General features: G+C 59.5%; 15 protein-coding genes and 1 pseudogene. 13 read left to right on the top strand and 3 right to left on the bottom strand.

Going from position 1 to position 20,992, the window contains the following annotated elements; genetic code table 11:
- Positions 1 to 596: 596 nt before the first annotated feature.
- Together ACVMIH_RS36505 and ACVMIH_RS36510 are read left to right on the top strand one after the other, a co-directional pair.
- The gene (locus ACVMIH_RS36505) at positions 597 to 1,196 is read left to right on the top strand and encodes a DUF6088 family protein (RefSeq protein ID WP_050420737.1); all 600 of its coding nucleotides are present in this window, start codon (positions 597 to 599) and stop codon (positions 1,194 to 1,196) included.
- On the top strand, positions 1,189 to 2,193 hold the full coding sequence (locus ACVMIH_RS36510) for a nucleotidyl transferase AbiEii/AbiGii toxin family protein (RefSeq protein WP_456865089.1): 1,005 nt from the start codon (positions 1,189 to 1,191) through the stop codon (positions 2,191 to 2,193). Before ACVMIH_RS36505 ends, ACVMIH_RS36510 begins: the two co-directional genes overlap by 8 nt.
- A gap of 121 nt (positions 2,194 to 2,314) precedes the next feature.
- Here ACVMIH_RS36510 and ACVMIH_RS36515 read toward each other — a convergent pair whose 3' ends face one another.
- Together ACVMIH_RS36515 and ACVMIH_RS36520 are read right to left on the bottom strand one after the other, a co-directional pair.
- On the bottom strand, positions 2,315 to 3,646 hold the full coding sequence (locus ACVMIH_RS36515; RefSeq protein WP_456852861.1) for an MFS transporter: 1,332 nt from the start codon (positions 3,644 to 3,646) through the stop codon (positions 2,315 to 2,317).
- 703 nt (positions 3,647 to 4,349) lie between these two features.
- Positions 4,350 to 4,511 (bottom strand): hypothetical protein, encoded by a 162-nt coding sequence (locus ACVMIH_RS36520; protein WP_253624671.1) that lies wholly within the window; start codon positions 4,509 to 4,511, stop codon positions 4,350 to 4,352.
- 26 nt (positions 4,512 to 4,537) lie between these two features.
- On the opposite strand from ACVMIH_RS36520, the gene ACVMIH_RS36525 reads away from it, so the two are divergent.
- The 7 genes from ACVMIH_RS36525 to ACVMIH_RS36555 all read left to right on the top strand — a co-directional run bounded on the left by ACVMIH_RS36525 (position 4,538) and on the right by ACVMIH_RS36555 (position 13,629).
- Positions 4,538 to 5,866 (top strand): hypothetical protein, encoded by a 1,329-nt coding sequence (locus ACVMIH_RS36525; protein ID WP_456865091.1) that lies wholly within the window; start codon positions 4,538 to 4,540, stop codon positions 5,864 to 5,866.
- Between the two features lie 118 nt (positions 5,867 to 5,984).
- Positions 5,985 to 7,523: an IS21 family transposase gene (istA, locus tag ACVMIH_RS36530; protein ID WP_456866612.1), complete on the top strand. Its 1,539-nt coding sequence runs from the start codon at positions 5,985 to 5,987 to the stop codon at positions 7,521 to 7,523.
- Positions 7,524 to 7,534: 11 nt separating this feature from the next.
- On the top strand, positions 7,535 to 8,278 hold the full coding sequence (istB, locus tag ACVMIH_RS36535; protein WP_456864986.1) for an IS21-like element helper ATPase IstB: 744 nt from the start codon (positions 7,535 to 7,537) through the stop codon (positions 8,276 to 8,278).
- Between the two features lie 294 nt (positions 8,279 to 8,572).
- The gene (locus tag ACVMIH_RS36540; protein WP_456865093.1) at positions 8,573 to 10,636 is read left to right on the top strand and encodes an autotransporter outer membrane beta-barrel domain-containing protein; all 2,064 of its coding nucleotides are present in this window, start codon (positions 8,573 to 8,575) and stop codon (positions 10,634 to 10,636) included.
- A gap of 1,001 nt (positions 10,637 to 11,637) precedes the next feature.
- On the top strand, positions 11,638 to 11,838 hold the full coding sequence (locus ACVMIH_RS36545) for a hypothetical protein (protein WP_456865095.1): 201 nt from the start codon (positions 11,638 to 11,640) through the stop codon (positions 11,836 to 11,838).
- A gap of 229 nt (positions 11,839 to 12,067) precedes the next feature.
- The gene (locus ACVMIH_RS36550) at positions 12,068 to 12,322 is read left to right on the top strand and encodes a helix-turn-helix domain-containing protein (RefSeq protein ID WP_456865097.1); all 255 of its coding nucleotides are present in this window, start codon (positions 12,068 to 12,070) and stop codon (positions 12,320 to 12,322) included.
- Entirely contained in the window at positions 12,322 to 13,629 is a 1,308-nt protein-coding gene (locus ACVMIH_RS36555; protein WP_076828353.1) for a type II toxin-antitoxin system HipA family toxin, read from the top strand. Before ACVMIH_RS36550 ends, ACVMIH_RS36555 begins: the two co-directional genes overlap by 1 nt.
- A gap of 5 nt (positions 13,630 to 13,634) precedes the next feature.
- On the opposite strand, the gene ACVMIH_RS36560 is transcribed toward ACVMIH_RS36555, so the two are convergent.
- Entirely contained in the window at positions 13,635 to 13,823 is a 189-nt protein-coding gene (locus ACVMIH_RS36560) for a hypothetical protein (RefSeq protein ID WP_456865099.1), read from the bottom strand.
- Between the two features lie 1,116 nt (positions 13,824 to 14,939).
- Between ACVMIH_RS36560 and ACVMIH_RS36565 the strand changes: the two genes are divergently transcribed.
- From ACVMIH_RS36565 to ACVMIH_RS36580, 4 genes and pseudogenes are all read left to right on the top strand, one after another.
- Positions 14,940 to 18,320: an autotransporter domain-containing protein gene (locus ACVMIH_RS36565; protein ID WP_456865101.1), complete on the top strand. Its 3,381-nt coding sequence runs from the start codon at positions 14,940 to 14,942 to the stop codon at positions 18,318 to 18,320.
- A 1,164-nt stretch (positions 18,321 to 19,484) separates the two neighbouring features.
- Positions 19,485 to 20,006, top strand: a complete 522-nt coding sequence (locus ACVMIH_RS36570; protein WP_456865103.1) for a hypothetical protein — start codon at positions 19,485 to 19,487, stop codon at positions 20,004 to 20,006.
- 323 nt (positions 20,007 to 20,329) lie between these two features.
- Positions 20,330 to 20,383: pseudogene (locus ACVMIH_RS36575) on the top strand (hypothetical protein); the annotation flags it as partial.
- A gap of 4 nt (positions 20,384 to 20,387) precedes the next feature.
- Positions 20,388 to 20,897 carry a type IV toxin-antitoxin system AbiEi family antitoxin domain-containing protein gene (locus tag ACVMIH_RS36580; RefSeq protein ID WP_456866714.1) on the top strand — a complete coding sequence of 170 codons (510 nt, stop codon included), beginning with the start codon at positions 20,388 to 20,390 and terminating at the stop codon, positions 20,895 to 20,897.
- Positions 20,898 to 20,992 lie beyond the last annotated feature (95 nt).

Here is a 20,992-nt window from a genome sequence, read left to right on the forward strand (position 1 = left end):
TCAGGGAGGGATGGGTCTTCGGAGAAGGGCCGTTCTAAGAACTTCGGCAAGCTATGTTGTCCAATGAGACAAAAAAGCCCCGCTATTCGGCCGAAGCAGGCGCGGAGATCTTAGGGAAGAACTATTGAGGACGGAAGCCTCCGGACGAGCAGGGCTCCGTTGAGTATCCAAGCCGGGCGTGGTGCTAAGGTAGTCGTGATCTGTAGTTTGTGCCCTGCTAACCGCTGAAGTGTGTAACGGCCAATCTTTCAGTGTGCGTGTTCTTCGATACCCAGCACCCATAATAGAGTGTTCAAGGGAGAGCCGGAATCGCGCTCGCGATGTCCGATCCCACGTTTTTTCCTGGCCCTCCACGCCGCGCTTCTGCCGCCTCTATCTCGTTTGCCGACGGAGGGCTTGAGGATTGAGCCCACCGTTCGATGCCCCGAGCAATGAGACCCCACACGCTCATGGCCTTTCATGCCCTTGCCGTTCTGATTTTGGCCCCTGCCAAGTAATATCAAGCAGTGGATAAGCTATTGATTTTTATTGTTTATTTCGATAAACCTTGCGTTTTGTCAGAAATTGGCATATGTTTCTGACAACGGAGGGAAGCCATGCAAACCGTCGCCGAGCGTATTTTGAGTTATGCCCAAGCGCTTCCAGAAGGCACTTTGATCGGTGCTAAGGAAGTTTTGCATTTGGGAAGCCGTGCTGCGGTCGATCAAGCTTTGAAGCGTCTCGCCAAACGCAACGAGTTGATGCGTCTTGCCCATGGGCTCTACGCTCTGCCAGTGAAAACACGTTTTGGCATACGCGCGCCGGCTGCCGAAAAGGTCATCGAAGCGCTGGCTTCCACGCACGCGGAAACGATCGTTCCACACGGAGCCGCGGCCGCGAATAAACTTGGTCTCACTACGCAAGTGCCGACGAAGCTCGTCTATTTGACCTCCGGTCCTGATCGTCAGTTTCGTCTCGGAGCACAGACGGTTGAGATGCGGCATGCACCGCACTGGATGCTTCTGCCGACAGACTCGATTGCTGGACAGGCAATCCGGGCTCTTGCCTGGCTCGGCGAGCGAGAGGCGGGCGAGGCTCTTAAGGTATTGAAGCGCAAGCTGCCCGACGACACTTTGCAGGATCTCGTCGCGCTGCGTCGCGCGATGCCTCCGTGGATGTCGAAATCCGTCAGCCAATCCCTTCTAAATCATGGCTGAACTTTACCTGACGCTCTCTCGTGACGAGAGGCCTGAGGCACTTGGCGTCGCCGCCACCGCCTCAGGCCGCCCGGTCCATCTTTTGGAGAAGGACATCTGGGCCGTTTGGGCCCTGCAAGGACTCTTTGACTCTGAATTGGGTGAGCATCTTGTCTTTAAGGGAGGTACGTCCCTCTCCAAAGGTTACGACGTCATCGAACGGTTCTCGGAGGATATCGATCTCACTTACGATATCCGCCGGATCATTCCTGAGCTTGCCACGGGCGACCCACCCATACCCGCTTCGCGAAGCCAGGCCGACAAGTGGACAAAGCTTGCGCGCGAGCGGCTCACCGCCTGGGTCAAAGACAAGACCCTTCCTGTCCTACAGAAACACGCAGCAGCTACAGGAGTCGACGTCACGTTCCGTGGTGAGAACGATGTCATCTATGTCGACTATGAAAAGCTGACCCAGGGCTCGGACTATGTTCCGCCCTGGATCAAGCTTGAATTCGGTGCGCGCTCGACCGGTGAGCCGTCCGAGACGAGAGAGATCACCTGCGATGCGGCGAAATCCCTGCCCGAGCTCGAGTTTCCTGTAGCGACCCCAAAAATCATGCTTCCCAAGCGCACCGTTTGGGAGAAAGCAACGGCCGTCCACGTTCTTTGCGCTCAGGGTATCGCGGGCGATCGTGTGTCGCGCCATTGGTACGATCTCGTGAAGCTCGATGATAAGGGATTTGCGCAAGCTGCCTTCGATGACAAAGTGCTGGCGCAGGAAGTCGCCGATTGGAAGAGCAAGTTCTTCCGGGAGAAAGATCGCGACGGCAATGTCATCGACTATCACGCCGCGGTATCCGGCAAGCTTCAGTTAGTTCCTGACGAAAAGATGCGTAAGGACCTTGAGGCCGATTATCAAAAGACGATCGACGCTGGATTACTTCTCGGCGAACCTGAGCCGTTTGAGCAGCTCATGAAGCGCTGTGAAGCTCTGCAGCGGCGCGCAAATAGTAAGTAAGGCCGGTTGCTGGAACGGACGCTTCGAAAGATTTCCGACGTATAGAAGCTGTGCTGAGGATTGCCGAAGATGAGCCCCAGCACGCGCTGCTGCACGTTGGAAAAATAGCGCATTCGCCACGCTATAGCGGGCTTTGCTTGTTTACAGCGCTGTTAATTTTGAGCGGTGCCGTCTCCGGCATCATGAGCATGGCAAGGAGCCCAGCCGCGCTAGCGATAAGCATGTACCAGGCGGGCGCCAGCGCGCTCCCGGTAAGATAGATCAGCCAGGTGACGACTGGTTGAGCTGTGCCTCCGAAGATCGCTATCGCAAAAGCGTAGATGATCGCGAAGGCGCCACCACGAATGTTCTTGGGCAAACCTTCGGCCATGCTCACATAGAAGGCGCTATACGGAATCGTTCCGATAAGTGTGAGCGCGCCGAGACCCCCGAGAAGTGCGAGGGCACTGCGGCTCTCTGAGATCCAGAAGAACACCGGATAGGTCATCAACAACGCAGCGATCTGCGGCCATATCATGATGTGCCGGCGGCCCGCGCGGTCTGCGAGCCAGCCGCCCAGCAGCGCGGCAGCAATTCCTACCGTATTGCTAACGAGCGTGGTGCCAAAGGCGAGAGGCGCGGAAACTTGTAGGGTGTTCAGTGCATAGGTGGTCATATATCCCGTGACGTAGGTGATGATCGTGCAACTGGCCAGGACGACGAATCCCAAGCTCATGATACGGCGAGTGGCAGGCAATCTTCTTACAGGGTGAACGCCCGGAGTCGGCGCTTGGGGCCGGTGCAACGTTTCGGGCAAGCCGCTCCGCAGCCAAAATCCGAACGGCAGCGTAGCGGCGCCGAGCAAGAGCGCGATCCGCCATCCGTACGCGTTGAGTGCCTCGCTTGTCATGGTCAGGGAGAGTATTTCTCCAACAAGCGCCCCGGCCGTTGCAGCGATTTGTTGGCTGGCAGGCTGAAACGAGACAGCAAGACCGCGCCCCTCGGCCGGCGCCGCTTCCAGCAAATAGGCAGTTGTCGGACCAACCTCACCGCCGAGCGCGAAGCCTTGCACCAAACGCGCGACAATGACCAGGAGCGGAGCAGCAGCTCCTATTGTCCCGTATGAGGGGGTGAGCGCTAACACAAGGATCGCGGCGCTCATCAGGACAAAGCTGGCGGTCATCGCGGGCCGGCGCCCGGCCCGATCCGAATACGAGCCGAGCACGATGGCCCCGATCGGCCTGGTCACGAAACCCGCGCCGAAGGTTGCGAGCGACAGCATGAGGCTGGCGAACGGGTCGCTTGCCGGGAAAAACGCTTGTCCGATCTGGATCGCGAAAAAGCTATAGGTCCCAAAGTCGTAGAATTCGAGAATATTGCCGATCGTTGCACCTAACACGGCGCGGCCGGTCAAGCGTTCGTCTGCCGGAACGAGGACCGGCTCCGGTTTCTGCCGAGTAGATTGCTTGCCCATCCTCGATCCGTCTGAGGCACGATCGCCGGCCTGAGCATTTCGACCAGCGAGGTCGGGCGCATTGCACTTCACTTGCTCTGCACGTCATCTAGCTTGAGGTGGGCTGGGCCCGCGTCCCGGTGCCCTACATTCCTGACGCATGCCAGGACGAAGCTCACGACGATGAATGCAATAAGAATGCCTGCCTCTTGCGGCCCGTTTCAAAACTTGAACGGATCGCGGCAATCGCCGGCAAAGATGAGCAAGCGCGTTGCAATTGTCGGGCGCAGCGCTCGTTGTGCTTCTATGCATGGCGAGTTTGCGACAATATTGGTGGGCGCCGAACAGAAGCCGCCTGCTTTCACACAGATGACCGCGCATGCACGCAGGGTTCAGCCGGCTGCGCGTATGCGCAAAGCGTCAGGCAATTGGCCCGGCTTTTGCTCCCCTGCTTACCAATTGTGTGCAGCCACCTACTTTGTCGGGATGTCGCTGCAGAACCCAGGGATCTTCCTACGATCAGAGGTAGCACGAGCTCGCATTGTTGACGACACAATCTAAAGGACGGATCGCAGCCTGCGCTGCAGACGTCGAGGATATCCGCTCATGGTGGGCCGCGTTCAGCCGGACGCACATGGCGAACTTCATGCACCGGGCACTGAGCTCCAGGAAATGGAAGTAAACGTCATCAGCGAGTGCGCCTCTGTGAGTTGACCCGGATTCATCAGGTCACCTCCACGGGAGGAGCCTTCCTTTGATATTGCGGTGCGGCCGTCAGGTTGTCGCCGCGAATGCGCACAGCCAGTGTTTGATCAACGGCAGGCGCGCTTTGCTCAAGCGCATCACGCGTGCGCATGGTCGAACGTGTGATGGCAACCAGCTGCAATCAACGCCTCGAATAGAATGGGTAGTATGAATACGAAGACAATCGCGGCCGTCGTGCTTACAGTTACAGCGGTGCTGAGGTCGCCCAGTAGGGCCGTCGAAATTTACGATGTCGCTGATTCGAACGGTGTGCCGTTCATGCGGGTTCGCATACTCAGCGCCGACGAGGCCGATCCGGGATCTTCATCGCGCAATTTGTCTCGTTGGGAGATAGATCAGGTGCTTACCGGGATTCGGTATTGGGCTGAAATCATCAAGGTCATCCCTGGTCAATCGCCAGCGATTATTAGTATCAGCGCGGACTACGATAACAACGCCTGGGGCGTGTCCCCTTCTCATGGAGCCGGCACGAAGGTGCAGGCTGCGCTCACCGGTCAGGATCCGGGCGAACTTGAATCTGGTGCTCATGGCGCGATCGGCATCGGCCAGATGGGATTTTCACCGTACACCTACGTCCCGTCCCAAGTGTCTATGACACCGAGCACAAACCTTTCAGCCGTTAGCGTGCACGAGAACGCGCATCTGCTCGGTATGACTGGTGCTGCCTTCATTGGTCGTGCCGACGGGCTGTATATTTCCGAAACGATAAATCGGTGGGCGAGTCATTTGTACGATGACAATGGCAAACAGGCTCAGCCGGGGCAGGCGATTTATTGTTCCCAATGCCCGAACCAGCCAGCTGCCGACGTTTTCGATCTGCGACGTGATCAAGGCTATTTCAGAGGGGAGCATGTGAACGAAGTGCTGGCCGGTGCCATGCCAGGTATTCCGCTGCGATCGAAGGACTTTATGGCGCACAGCGAATTGAAGAATAGCCTGTTGAGCCACCAGCAATACCGGAACTACACCGCCCCGATGGAGGCGGAGATCGCCGCGTTTCAAGATATAGGTTACAGTATCGATCGGCGCAGTTTGTTCGGGTACTCCATCTACGGAAACGGCCAGAATCTGGTCAACGACAATCCCTTCTTCGCTCGCAGTGCTGAGGGTACCACCTATCTGCCAAATACATACAATACAGCTACGCTCGGACTGGGACTGCACGTCTATGGCAGCGGCAACACTGTGGTCCAGCGCGCCGACCTGCTTTCGAAAGGAGCAGGGGGCGCCGGCATCCGCGTCGACGGCGAAAACAATCACATCATGGTCCCGCCCGGGACCCGCGTGTACGCCGACGGCGCCTATGGGCGCGGTGTCATGTTCGCCTATGGTAAGGATCACACGCTGACTCAGCGTGGCGACGTGCAGGCTCTCGGCGAGCATGGCATCGCTGCTGATTCCGCTCGATGTCGCCCACCATTCCGGAATGATCTCGCCCACCATTCCGATTTGATCTCGCCCGCCATTCCGAGATGATCTCGCCCACCATTCCGGGATGATGTCGCCCGGGGTGACGAGGCCTCTTCTGGCTCCGCTACGGTCCCGCCTTTCGGCTTTGCGAAGGGGGACCTGGATGCCGACGGAGAGGTTTGCGATGCGCCATGTGCGCGATGTGATCAGATTGAGATCGGCCGGGATGGCGACCCGTGAGATCGCGCGGCGGGTGGGGACAGCCGCTTCGACGGTGCGGTTGACGATCCGCCGGTTCGAGGCGACGGGGCTGAGCTGGCCGTTGCCCGATGACGTCACCGACGCGGTGCTGGAAGCCTGGCTGTTCGCCAGCGCCGGTGCCGGTCCCGGCACCCGGCGGGGCCATCGCCGGCAGGCGGAGCCGGACTGGGCGGCGGTGCATCGCGAGCTCAAGCGCAAGCACGTGACGCTGTCGATCCTGTGGGAGGAGTACATCGCAAGCGAACCCGGCGGGTATCGCTATTCGCGGTTCTGCGAACTCTACCGGGCCTGGGAAGGCGGCCTGTCGGTGACGATGCGCCAGTCGCATGCGGCCGGCGACAAGCTGTTCGTCGACTATGCGGGCGACGGCGTGCCGGTGGTGATCGACCGGCTGACCGGCGAGCGGCGCGCCGCCCAGATCTTCGTCGCGGTGCTCGGCGCATCGAGCTTCACCTACGCGCAGGCGACCTGGACCCAGGGGCTCGCCGACTGGATCGACGGCCACGTCGGCGCCTTCGAGGCGATCGGCGGCGTGCCGGCGCTGCTGGTGCCGGACAACACCAAGGTCGCGGTGATCAAGGCTTGCCTCTACGACCCGCAGATCAACCGCAGCTATGCCGACATGGCGGCGCATTACGGCACCGCCATTCTGCCGGCGAGGCCGCGACGGCCACGGGACAAGGCGAAGGTCGAACAGGCGGTGCTCATGGTCGAGCGCTGGCTGCTCGGGCGGCTGCGCCACCGCATCTTCTACAGCCTCGCCGAGGTCAATGCGGCGATCGCCGATTTGCTGACCCGGCTCAACGAGGAGCGGCCGATCCGGCGGCTCGGCGTCACCCGCCGCAAGCTGCTGGAGGAGATCGACCGGCCGGCGCTGAAGGCCTTGCCGGAGAGCCCTTACGTGTTCGCCGAGTGGCGGATCTGCCGGGTCAGCATCGACTATCACGTCGAGGTCGAGGCGCATTACTACAGCGTCCCGCATCGCTTCGTCCGCGCCGAGGTCGAGGTGCGCTTCACCGCCCGCACCGTCGAGATTTTCCACAAGGGTGATCGGATCGCCGCGCATCAGCGCATGAGCGGCAACCACAAGCACACCACCGTGCCGGAGCACATGGCGTCCAGTCATCGGCGCTACGCCGGCTGGACCATCGAGCGCATCCGCAAGGACGCCGCCACGATCGGGCCGGCCACCGCCGCGCTGTGCGACCTGATCCTCGATGAGCGGGCGCACCCCGAGCAGGGCTTCCGCGCTTGCCTCGGCATCATCCGGCTCGCCCGATCCTACGGGCAACAGCGGCTCGATGCCGCCGCCATGCGGGCGATCGACATCGGCGCGCGCACCTACGGCTCGGTCAAATCGATCCTCGCCAACAATCTCGATCGGCGTCCTTCACCCAAGCGCCCCGCGGACGACGCGCCGGTCCTTCATCCCAACATCCGCGGGCCGCGCTACTACAACTAGGAGATCACGCCTTGCTCACGCATCCGACCCTCGATCAACTCCACGCACTCGGCCTTCACGGCATGGCCAAGGCCTTTGCCGACATCGAAGCCGGCGGCGAGGCCGCCAGCCTCGGCCATGCCGAATGGCTCGCGCTGCTGCTCGAACGCGAAGCCTCGCTGCGACGCGACAAGCGGCTCTCGAAGCGGCTGCAATACGCCAAGCTGCGCCAGCAGGCCTGCGTCGAGGACATCGACTATCGCACCCCGCGCGGCCTCGACCGCAGCCTGCTGACGATGCTGGTCGAAGGCCAATGGATCGACGACCACGCCAACCTGCTGATCTGCGGGCCCTCCGGCGTTGGCAAGAGCTGGCTCGCCTCGGCGCTCGGCAACAAGGCCTGCCGCGATAATCGCTCGGTGCTCTATCAGCGTGTCCCGCGGCTGTTCAGCGATCTCGCTTTGGCGCGCGGCGACGGCCGCCATCCCCGCATCCTGCGTGCGCTCGGCCGCGTCGATCTCCTCATCCTCGACGACTGGGGCCTCGAGCCGCTCGACGCCGCAGCCCGCTACGACCTCCTGGAGATCCTCGAGGACCGCTACGGCCACCGCTCCACCATCGTCACCAGCCAGCTCCCCGTCGATCAATGGCACGCGCTGATCGGCGATCCCACCTACGCCGATGCCGTCCTCGACCGCCTGGTCCACAACGCCCACCGGATCGATCTCAACGGCGAGAGCCTGCGGCGAACCCGCAAACCCGACCGAAAGACCTGAGCCAGTGGCGCTGTGGACATGCCGCTGCGCTTGGACAACGCAAAGAGCGTTGCCCACATGCCCCACAGCAGACCAACAGCAGACGAAGAAAGGCTTCAAGCCGCGATTCAAGGTTGACCCCGCGGCTTCACCGATGCCAGAAACCAGACAGCCAGAACGCCTCGCGCCCCGGGCGACATCAAATCGGAATGGTGGGCGAGATCATCTCGGAATCCTGGGCGAGATCAAATCGGTACACCCGGGCGAGATCATCGGAATCAGCACATCGCGGCAAGTTTCGACTTTGGCAACAATGTGGTTGGCAATGACTATGAATATCGTGGTTCGTATATTCGCACGATTGGCACCAAACCGGCCCCGATGCTGAGCGAAATCGCAGGTCCGCTCGTCAGCAAGTTCGATCTGACCGGTCGCCTGGCTGGCAATCATGCGGCGATGTACATGTCGAACAATGGTTACGTCGGCGAGATCAATGTGATGCGTGGCGCAATGCTGTCAGGGGACATCCTGTCTGACTACAACCAGGTCGACGAGAACGGTTCTCCACGTCTGACCAGATTAACGTTCGGTTTGACGCCTGACGCGAGCGGTCACTCAACGCAACAGCCTGACGCAAGCTTTGCAACCCGCTACGACGGTAATATCGTTGGACGCAACAATCTTTCGCTGCAGTTCGCCGGTGGCGCCACGACATTGACTGGCAATCACGAGGTGTACGACGCAACGGTTGCGCAAGGCGCAACGCTATCAGGTAACGGCAGTTATCTGCTCAATGAAAATGGTCGCTTCACCAACAGCGGTGCTGTCGCGCCCCTCATCGGCGGCCTTGACAACAGCATCAAGGTGAATGGCGACTATCTGCAAACCTCGACCGGTCGCTTGCAGGTCGCCGTAAACGATGCTGGCGCGTTCAGCCATCTCGTGGTCAATGGCAATGCAACGCTCGACGGTACGCTCACGATCACCCCGCAGCGCGGCTGGTATGGCAGCGGCTTTAACGTCTCCTCCGATCAGTGGCTGAATGCAACAAATCTCACAGGCTCGTTCGCGAACGTGACGACAGCCCTGCAATCGCCAACCTTGCTGGCGAGTGCCACGGCTCAAGGCGACAACACCTACGCCTTGACACTCTCCCGCCCATCCGATGCCTATTCGCGTTATGGAGCCGATGCCAGCAGCCGCCAGGTGGGCACGGCGCTCGATCGAGTAGCTGGCAACGCGGCTATAGGGCTGCACCCGCTTCTCGCGGCGCTCGACTTTTCCGCGCCGGACGGAACGGCGGTGACATCTGGGCTGCGTCAACTTTCTCCGTCCATCTATGCGTCAGAGCAGGGCAGACGTGTCAATGATAGTTTCTACGCGCGTTCGGCAGTCTACAACCGTCTCGAACAGGCGTTTGGCGGCGCGCCAACCTCAGCGATGGCGGTGATGGGTTATGGTCCTGAGCAGAAGAGGTCGCGCGGCAATTCTGCCTCTGCCACAGGCCTGGTCGGCCCGGCTTCTTCTGATCTGCAGGGGTATGCAGCGTGGGCTTCTGCTTTTGGCGGATGGACGACCCAATCGGGCGATAGCAATGGTGCGAGCACTAGATCCACCATCAGCGGCTTTATGACCGGGATAGACACGTCGGCATTTGACGACTGGCGGGTCGGTGTTGTTGCAGGCTATAGCCGTTCCATTTTCAAGGTCGGCGCGGCCTCGTCGTCAGGCCGCAGCGACAATTACACGTTCGGGACCTATGCCGGCACCGAGTGGACCGTGCCAGAAGGGGCCATCGCCTTCCGTTCAGGCCTTGCCTATACATGGCACGATCTCGAGATGAGCCGCAACGTGAAGTTCCCAGGGTTCAACGACAACTTGATCTCGGATTACGATGCAGGCACGTTCCAGATTTTTGGAGAACTCGGCTATAAAGTCCATCTCGGTGACGGGTCGGTGATCGAGCCCTATGCCAATCTCGCCCATCTTCGAGTCGCGACCGATGGGATTTTCGAAAGGGGATTGAACGGAGCGGCGCTTAATGTGCGCGCTGGCACGATGGATACGACGCTCTCCACTCTCGGCGTCTACGCGACCACCCGTCTTCAACTTGGCCAGATCGCCACGACTGCGCGAGCCGATATTGGCTGGCGTCATGCCGTAGGTGACCTCATTCCGCTGTCGACCGCCAGCTTTGCTGCTGGGTCCAGCCCTTTTGCAGCTTCAGGCCTATCCATTGGCAAGGACGTGGCACTCGTCGAATCCGGTCTGGATTTCCAGCTTTCGAGCAACAGCACCCTTGGCGTCGCCTACCAGGGTCAGTTCGGTTCAGGCATCACCCAGAACGGACTGAATGCCACCTTCAACGTGAAGTTCTGATGAATAGGGATGCGTGGCTCCGGCGCCGCTGTGCAGGGAACCATGTTGATTTCCGTCCACATCCCGTCGGCAAAAACTTGGCCGGCCATCGAGCTCACCTGAATGCCGCCGCCGGCGCCTCACAGCGGTCTTGCCGCCGCCATCAGCCGAAGACATGCCACGACGTCGCGGCGCCGCGCCCGCCTGAGGTGGCGCGAAGTAAGATCGTTTGCCGCCGAAAAGCTTAGGGGGATCGGGGGTCCAAACTAGAACTTTGCCGGCTAATGCAACGCCTGCTGTCGATGATGCCGCCGCATATGCTCGTTCAATTTGGCGTTCAAACAGTTTAGAATGTGCTCAAACTGCTCATTGACGAGCAAGAGGACCTTGAGGTGCGCAGACCGCCATACATGCGGTGACGACCTCGTCTATGCGCCAGCTCACCGAGCATGCTGTCTCGGCCTCGGGTCACGACTCTCGCGCAAGACATAAGGTTCTCCTCGCCGGGGGCACTCGCTGAAGCGGTCCGGCGGTCAGCCACCGTCGCTATCGCTGCCGCGTCAGACGGGTGCCGGTCAAAGGCCGGTGCCGCCGGAGCACCACTCTCCCCGAGGCTTTGGAAATACTTCTATTCCCAAGCCCTGCGCGCCTTTAGTTCTATAAAGCATTGTATCGCCGCTGCCGCGGCAGCAGCTTAGGGGCGTCGCCCCTCAGCGCGGCGCAAGGACAGGCCTTCGGTTTTGGCTCCCCCCACGGTCCGCGGTGCCCCAAAAAAGTTGTTCCAACTTCCTTCAGCCCTTGCGCCTTGCACACCTCGCTACGCGCTGCGAGGCAGGGGTTATGGCGGCTTTTTGCCGCGCACAACCTCAGCCTTAAGGAGCACAACAGAACCAAGACCTCCGCCGCAGCCCGTCGTGATGGTGCCGCGCGGCAAACTGAAGAAGTCGCCCAAGAATGCTCGTAAGATGCCAAATTCGAAAGGCTGAAGTCGAAGCTCTCGCCGCCAGTATCGCATCCTCGGCATGCTGCAATTTCCTGTCGTCGAACCCGAACGCGGCCCCAAGGACAAACCGACCGGCCACTTTCTGGTCAATGCGGGTGAGGGATGCTGTCTCGCTCAGTTGCTTCGGGCCAAGCGCAAGGAGATCAAGAAGGACGAGCAAGCCGCATTTTTCGATCCCAACAGCGGATGCGTCTTTGCGACCATCTGGCACGACGGATAAGCACGCCTCTCGAGTACGGCAGCATTGATGGCGGCGATCGATGACATTTTGGAATGTTGCCGAACACTGACTTGCCAAGCACCACCCGCACGGCCCGCAATCGAGAATAGCCGATACGCGATCGCGTATATCTGCTTTATATACGCATACGCGTATATTACTACAATATACGGATTTGCGTATATTGACGATCTATACGGATTCGCGTATATTGAACTCGGAGATTCACATGACGCAGCATATTGCTCGTACGGAAAAGCAACTCGGCGCCATTCTACGGCGGGTCCGCCGACAGGCCGGACTTACCCAGTCAGGCTTAGGAAAGCAGATCCATCTGCGTCAGGGCACCGTATCCCGACTGGAAGCGGGCGAGCCTGCCATTCAGCTCCACACCCTCATGGAGGCGCTGGCCGCGCTCAATCTTGAACTGGTGGTCCGTACCCGCAGCAAGGCCACCTCGACTGACATCGAGGACATTTTCTGATGGGCCGGCCTCCAGCAAACGCGCCCCTGAATGTGTTCGTCAACGCACGCCTGGCAGGCATGCTCCGGCGCGAGTCCAGCGGTGCGATCGACTTTCGTTACACTCCGCAATGGCTCTCCTGGGAATCGACCTTCCCAATCTCGCTATCGCTGCCCTTGCGCGAAGACCGCTATATCGGCGCACCTGTAATCGCCGTGTTTGACAACCTGTTGCCCGATAGCGAACAGATACGCAAACGAGTCGCGGAGCGGGTGGGGGCAAAAGGTACTGACGCCTACAGCATGCTCTCTGCACTCGGGCATGATTGCGTTGGTGCACTCCAGTTTCTTCCACAGCGTGTCGATCCTGGACCTGCCGGTACGATCGAAGGGAAGGCTGTCACCGACCGCGATGTCGCCGCCATCATCAAGAACCTTGCGAGCGCTCCACTTGGGATGGGGGAAGACGACGATTTCCGGATTTCCATCGCTGGTGCCCAGGAGAAGACCGCCCTGCTGCGGCGAGATGGCAAATGGTACAAGCCGACTGGTACCACGGCGACGACGCACATTCTCAAACCGCAAATCGGTCGTTTGCCGAACGGGATCGATCTCTCGAACAGCGTCGAGAACGAATATTTCTGCCTTAAGCTGCTGGCCGCGCTTGGCGTACCAACGGCGAACGTCGAGATCGCCGATTTTGGTGGTCGCCGCACGTTGATTGTCGAGCGCTTCGATAGGCGCTGGACCAATGATAAAAGGTTGCTGCGCCTTCCTCAAGAAGATTGCTGCCAGGCTCTATCCGTACCCACCACCCGGAAATATCAATCGGATGGCGGCCCCGGCATGAAAGACATCCTGCAACTGCTCAAGGGTAGCGATGAACCGACCGAAGACATCGCGACATTTTTGCGGGCCAGCATCGTGTTCTGGCTCATCGGCGCAACCGACGGACACGCCAAGAATTTTAGCCTATTCCTGAGCCCCGGCGGGCGCTTCCGGCTCACGCCGCTTTATGATGTCTTGAGCGCGCAACCAAGCCTCGACGCCGGACAAATTCAGCGCAAAGCTTTTAAACTTGCAATGTCGGTCGGCAAAAATCGCCACTATGGAATGACTGATATTTTGCCGCGTCATTTCCTACAGACCGCCGAAATCTCCGGCGTTGGGCCGGCCGTAGTCCACGCAATCTTTGAGGATCTCGTCGAAAACTTCGAGGCAGCCTTTGCGAAAGTGATAAAGGACCTCCCCAAGGGCTTTCCCAAAGAATTGGCAGACTCGATAAGAGTCGCCGCTATTCGCCGCATCGGTCTTATAAACGACCGTTGACACTTTCAGCCTAAGGGGCTGCGTGCGAGCGGGCCAACGCTGGCGGCACCAACACCGGCACCAGCAGGATGAGGATCGTCGGCGTCGGTATCAATGTCGACAGCGCGATCATCGCGCCATGATCGCCGTCGGCGGCGCCGGCGCCAGAATTGCCGGAACGCGATGATCGGCGCGCCGATGATGATCATGGTCACCAGCAACGCCAGCCCCGCGCCCTCCAGGGTGTTCCCGCTATGATGGCCCGATTGCTCGAGAGGAGCTCGATTCGGGCCGCACTTGAGATATTCAACGAACGGGCTGAGTCTCGCTATTACGGGCTCGGTTTCCGAACATCCAGGCCGACTTGCAAGCTGAAATCGGCGACATCTCCGATCGCATCGCAGACCAGCTTAAGGCCGCGAACCGGCTGAGAGCAAACGGCGTAAGCGTTGAATAGGTAGCTGCGATGCAGCAGGCTATACTTCCTCAATCTGTAAACATCGCCGAGCTAGCTTGAGGTGGCCGGGCTTACGTCCCGATGCTCTACATCTGCCTGACGCATGCCGGGCGAAGCTCACGACGATGAGTGCAACAAAAATGCCTGCCTCTTGCGCCCCATTCAAACCTTGAACCGATCACGGCGATCGCCAGCAAAGATGAATAGGGCGCGCTGCAATTGTCGGGCGGGGCAGTCGTTTTGCTCCTGTGCAATGGCGAGTTTGCGACAACATTGGCGGGCGACGAACAGGCATCGCCCGTTTTCACGCAGAAGGGCCGCCGCGCGGCGTTGCTGCGTTCATCTGTTTGCGCACGGCGAAGGCATCAGGCGATTTGGCCCGGCTTTTGCTCCGCTGCTTGTTAGTTGCGTGCAGTCGCCTGCTTTGTCGGGATTGGCGCCGCAGAATGCAGGATCTGTCTGCGATCAAAAGACAATAGGAGCTCGCATTGTTAACGGGGCCAATGAAAACGCTCAACATCGGCCACGGCCGCGAAGCATCGGGCGGTCATCTTCGCTCAGGGGAGCCGCGGCTCGGCGGGTCGCAAATGGCAAGCGTGAAGTGCCAGAGCTTGAGCTTGAGGAAGTTGAAATCAAGGCCACCAGCAATGAGGGACATACTTGTGAGTTGACTTGACTTCATCAAGGCCGACTTCCCTGCAGAGAACTAGCCGTCCTTTTGAATTGAAGTTCTACCGTCAGACTCGGGCTACGAAGGCGCAAGGCCGATGTCCGATCAATGACGGCTGCGCTTCGCTGGCGCATCTGCGTGCACGCGCGATCCAGTTGGACGGTGAAGCACGCCGGTAATCAAGACCTCGAACAGAATCTGTAAATGAAGACGAAGACAATTACGACCATCGTGCTTGCGGCTAGTGCCTTGCTGGATTCGCCCAGTAGAGCGGTTGAAACTTACGACGTCAGGGATCCGAATGGCCTGCCCTTCATGCGGGCGCGGATATTTGGTCCCGGCGATGGCGCTTACGGGGGAGGTGACGCGCGTTCAACGCGGAGCTTGCCACAATCAGAAATAGATCATTCACTGGCGGCGCTTCGGTATTGGGCGGAAATCATCAAGGTTGTTCCGGGGCAATTGCCGGCCATTGTCAACATCGGTGGGGATAGCGAGCGCAACGCATCTGCCTATAGTGGTACGTCCCCTGGTGGCGTCACCAAGGTGCAGGCGGCGCTCACGGGCCAGGAGCCGGGCGAGCTGCAATACGGCGCACATGGCATGGTTACAATCGGCCAGATGGGGTTTTCGTCCGAAGCATACATTCCTTCGCAATTGCCAAGGACTCCAGAGATTGGTCTTACGCCCGTCGTGATCCACGAGCTCACCCATGGGCACGGTATGCTCAGCACTATTAGCTATGAACTATCTCCCGACGGGGCGCTATCAGCGCATTTCCCTGAAAAGGTAAACGCCTGGACGGAGCATTTGCACGACGACAGTGGCAAACAAGCCAAGCCTGGACAGACGATCTATTGCTCGCTGTGCGTGAACCTGCCAGCTGAGGACGTTTTCGACCTGCGCGGCGATCGGGGCTATTTCGCCGGGAAGCATGTGAGTGAAGTGCTGGCCGGTGCCATGCCAGGTATTCCGGTGCGAGTGATGACTGAGGACGGCCGGCTGGATGCACCCTTCGCCGCGCATAGCGAGCTTAAGAACAGCTTGATGAGCCATCAGAGATACCGGAGCTACACCGCCCTGATGGAGGTTGAGATCGCCGCGTTTCAAGATATAGGTTACAGTATCGATCGGCGCAATTTGTTCGGGTACTCCATCTACGGAAACAGCCAGAATCTGGTCAACGACAATCCCTTCTTCGCTCGCAATGCTGAGGGTACCGCCTATCTGCCAAATACATACAATACAGCTACGCTCGGACTGGGACTGCACGTCTATGGCAGCGGCAACACTGTAGTCCAGCGCGCCGACCTGCTTTCGAAAGGAGCAGGGGGCGCCGGCATCCGCGTCGACGGCGAAAACAATCACATCATGGTCCCGCCCGGAACCCGCGTGTACGCCGACGGCGCCTATGGGCGCGGCGTCATGTTCGCCTATGGCAAGGATCACACACTGACTCAGCGTGGGGATGTGCAGGCTCTCGGCGAGCATGGCATCGCAGCAAGTTTCGACTTTGGCAACAATGCGATGGGCAATGACCGTGAATATCGTGGCTCGTATATTCGCACGATTGGCAATAACGCGGCCCCGATGCTGAACGAGATCGCAGGTCCGCTCGTCAGCAAGTTCGATCTGACCGGTCGCCTGGCTGGCAGTCATGCAGCGATGTTCATGTCGAACAATGGTTACGTCGGCGAGATTAATGTGATGCGTGGCTCTGCATTGTCGGGGGACATCTTGTCTGACTACAACCAGCTTGACGAGAACGGCGCTCCGCGCCTGACCAAATTAACGTTCGGGTTGAAGCCTGATGCGAACGGTCACTCAACGCAGGAGCCCGACGCAAATTTTGCAGCCCGCTACGATGGTAATATCGTTGGACGCAACAATCTTTCGCTGCAGTTCGCCGGTGGCGCCACGACATTGACTGGCAATCACGAGCTGTACGAGGCAAGTGTCGCACAAGATGCAATCTTGGCCGGTAGCGGCAGTTATCTCCTCAATGCCAACGGCCGCTTTGCCAATAGCGGTGTTGTCGCTCCCCTCATCAACGGTCTGGACAACAGCATCAAAGTGAATGGCGACTATCTGCAGACCTCGGCCGGGCGCTTGCAGGTCGCGGTAAATGATATCGGTGCGTTCAGCCGTCTCGTGGTGAACGGCAATGCGACGCTCGACGGCACGCTCACGATCACCCCGCAGCGCGGCTGGTATGGCAGCGGCTTTAGCGTCTCCTCCAATCAGTGGCTGAATGCAACAAATCTCACGGGCTCGTTCGCGAACGTGACGACATCGCTGCAATCGCCAACCTTGCTGGCGAGTGCCACGGCTCAAGGCGACAACACCTACGCCTTGACACTCTCCCGCCCATCCGATGCCTATTCGCGTTATGGGGCCGACGCCAACAGCCGCCAGGTGGGCGCGGCGCTCGATCGAGTAGCTGGCAACGCGGCTGTAGAGCTGCACCCGCTCGTCGCGGCACTCGACTTTTCCGCGCCGGACGGCACGGCGGTGACATCTGGGCTGCGTCAGCTTTCGCCGTCCATCTATGCGTCAGAGCAGGGCAGACGTGTCAATGACAGCTACTATGCGCGTTCGGCAGTCTACAACCGTCTCGAACAGGCGTTTGGCGGCGCGCCAACCTCAGCGATGGCGGTGATGGGTTATGGTCCTGAGCCGAGGCGAGACGGCAATTCTGCCTCTGCCAGAGGCCTGGTCGGCCCGGCTTCTTCTGATCTGCAGGGGTATGCAGCGTGGGCTTCTGCTTTTGGCGGATGGACGACCCAATCGGGCGATAGCAATGGTGCGAGCACCAGATCCACCATCAGCGGCTTTATGACCGGGATAGACACGTCGGCATTTGACGACTGGCGGGTCGGTGTTGTTGCAGGCTATAGCCGTTCCATTTTCAAGGTCGGCGCGGCCTCGTCGTCAGGCCGCAGCGACAATTACACGTTCGGGACCTATGCCGGCACCGAGTGGACCGTGCCAGAAGGGGCCATCGCCTTCCGTTCAGGCCTTGCCTATACATGGCACGATCTTGAGATGAACCGCAACGTTCGGTTCCCAGGGTTCAACGACAACTTGATCTCGGACTACGATGCAGGCACGTTCCAGATTTTTGGAGAACTCGGCTATAAAGTCCATCTCGGTGACGGGTCGGTGATCGAGCCCTATGCCAATCTCGCCCATGTTCGCGCGGCGACGGATAGCTTTAGCGAGAGGGGATTGAACGGAGCGGCGCTTAGTGTTCGCGCTGACGCGATGGATACGACGCTCTCCACGCTCGGCGTCTACGCGACCACGCGCTTTCGAGTTGGCGAGATAGCCACGACCGCGCGAGCCGATATTGGCTGGCGTCATGCCGTAGGTGACCTCATTCCGCTGTCGACCGCCAGCTTTGCTGCTGGATCCAGCTCTTTTGCAGCTTCAGGCCTATCCGTTGGCAAGGACGTGGCACTCGTCGAATCCGGTTTGGACTTCCAGCTTTCGAGCAACAGCACCCTTGGCGTCGCCTACCAGGGTCAGTTCGGTTCAGGCATCACCCAGAATGGACTGAATGCCACCTTCAACGTGAAGTTCTAATACGCACGCAATGCATTTTGGCTCGCGTGGTGTACAGCAATGAGATCAGGCTATTTCAATCCAGGTTTCCTCGACAAGGGGCTGGCGCTTACGATCGAGGCTAGCCTGCCTGAACGCCGGTGGCTGACGTCCGCGCGGGATGTCGGAGCGAACTCTCTTGAGGGCAAGCAGCATTTTTATCAACGCTGACGATCTTCCGACATCGTCTTGAGCGCCTCAAGCGTCGGGTGGGATCGAGCGGCCGCTCCGCCGGCACTGCGATTTTCCGTCCGACTCGGGGCAGGCGCAAACAGGCGTCGGCGGGAAAAGTCTCCCGTAAAGCCGGTGAAGTGAAGCGCTCGCATCACCGAGCGTGAGGCGGAGGTCCCAGCTGAATTCCAACGGTACATTGGGGCCGAAGGACCGAGCGCCTGCGGGAAGGAAACCTCGACGCAACGGGTCGCGACCGGCGCGACAAGTCAATGGCTTCGGGGCAGGCAGCGCTGGACAAAGCCGGGAGCGAGTACGCGCAACGGGTTCGGCCATCCTGGCCGAGGTCGAGGCTCTGGAGAAACGCTCGCGCGCTGCGGACGAGCTCTGGAAAAGCAGCGGCAGCGGCTGGAGCCCCTTTGCGGCGTGCCCCCCGGAATAGGCCGGCGGGACCATACGAACCATCGTCCAATACGGCGTTGAGATAACCTCGTCTCCAAGCGGATTAAACTTCGAAGTTAACCCTTGGGCCGTGACCTCGAAGTGGCTCTTTTCCAATTGTCCACGCGAAGTGAGGTGTCGCTCAACGCGGTCGGCCGCTTCGCTAGTCTTAGGGGGTGGCTATGCATTGCGCTTCCGAGCCGGTTTGGTCCCGCGATCCTGCACGAAAACGCTGTTGGTTCATCGAGCAGCTCGCACGTTAAATCGCTTACATTAAGTGTTGAGGCTGAGTGTAGGGAACGCAGCGCGATGTGAGCTCGTCAGACATAATTGATTGTACCGCGCATCTGCGGCGTGCCGCTTCGTCGCCTCTGCCGTAGAACGTTGGTGTGGTTCTTGCTGTGCACAAGCCGCTCAGTCGAAATGTTCGGTTATGGCGCTGACGATGCGAATTCTTAATACAAAAAAGGGCTAGCTTTGATGTCGAATGTGCAATTCAGTAGATTGCTATGGTGTTCTTTTGGAGCTGCAATCATGCTCTGTTCGCCGCGGCCCGCGCTCACTGCCGACGTACGTCGCTCGCCGGAAACAGAGATTGCAAACAAGTTCGTTATGACTTTCCCCGTGAATGATTTTCGGCTTGTTGGGTGGAACGACATTTGTGCCGACCCCGCCAAGTTCATTGGGCAGCCTATCGAGCTTCGAAAGATGAGATGCGTCTACGGCATGGACGGTTTCCGCTGCGTTGCATTTCCACGCAAGATTACAGCCTCTGCAAAAACAGTTACGATTTTTGCAAAGTCTGTCATTCCGTGGGGCGAGCGGGCGGTCTTAAAAAACAACTGCACGACGCTTCAGGCGATGCTGCAGTCGGCTGCCTGCCGAAAGAACATTCGGATCATTCCAGCTTGGTTTAGCGAATGGTTTGGCGGCGAGGTTGCAAAAAGTGTGGAGCTGAAGGCCGATAAAATACAAATACTGCCCGGGTCGCGACCGAAGCGTTATGCCGGCCGCTTCAGCGCGAGGCGCGGGTGGAAACCGAAGTCAAGGCGCTAGTCTGGCAACGGGCGCAGACACTCGCCACGTTTAGAAGGCTTCACGTTCATGGAATGGTCTCCACAGGTCTTTGGACCGGCCGCGGCCTGGGGGTAGCGGAAAAAGACGCGCGGGTGTCTGGAGGAGCCACCCGCGCCGAGTGTGCTACGCCAAGCTTGGCCTGTCTGGAGACGCGTGAAGATAAACAGCCAAGCCGTCTATGATGTGAAATGTCGGATATAAATATCCTATATCCGACAAATTAAATCGCGCCATGACCAAGCCGCTTCGCAACAAGACCGCGCTATTGAGTTCCTCAAGGAACGCGGTATCGCGCGCTGAGCTTGCCACGGCGGGCGTCACGGCGGGCGACCATCGCCCGCATGAAACAGAAGGGCCTCGTTGTCCAACTCGGACGCGGGCTCTACCAACTACCCGACGCGCCTATCGACACCCCATCACTCCCTCGCCGAGGCCGCCAAGCGCGTGCCCAAAGGGGTCGTCGCGCTGACCTCGGCACTCTCCTTCCATGACCTGACCGACACCATCCCCTCGATGGTCTGGATCGCCATCGGTCCCAAAGACCGGCAACCGCTCCCGGCAAACCCGCCTATGCAATTCGTTCGCTTCAGCCCGGAACGGCTTCTGGAGGGTGTCGAGACGCATATCATCGAAGGTTGCCCGGTGAAGATCTTCAGCCCGGCCAAGACCGTCGTCGATCTTTTCCGCTACCGGCGGAGCGCCGGGACGCGCTATCGTCACAGCACCGGCCTCAATCTCGCGCTCGAAGGACTGCGCGAGGTCCTGCGTACACGCAAGGCCAAGCCTTCCGAGATTGCGGATTTTGCGCGCAAGGCCGGGGTTTGGAAAGCAATGCAACCCTACATCGAGGCGATGACCGCCAATGGCTAACCAACCCAAAAATGTCGGCGCCTCGGTCTGTGCACGGCTGCTTGCGCTCTCCAAGGAACGCAATCAGCCCTTCGATCTTCTCCTCACCCGCTACG

Source organism: Bradyrhizobium sp. USDA 4503 (assembly GCF_054055815.1).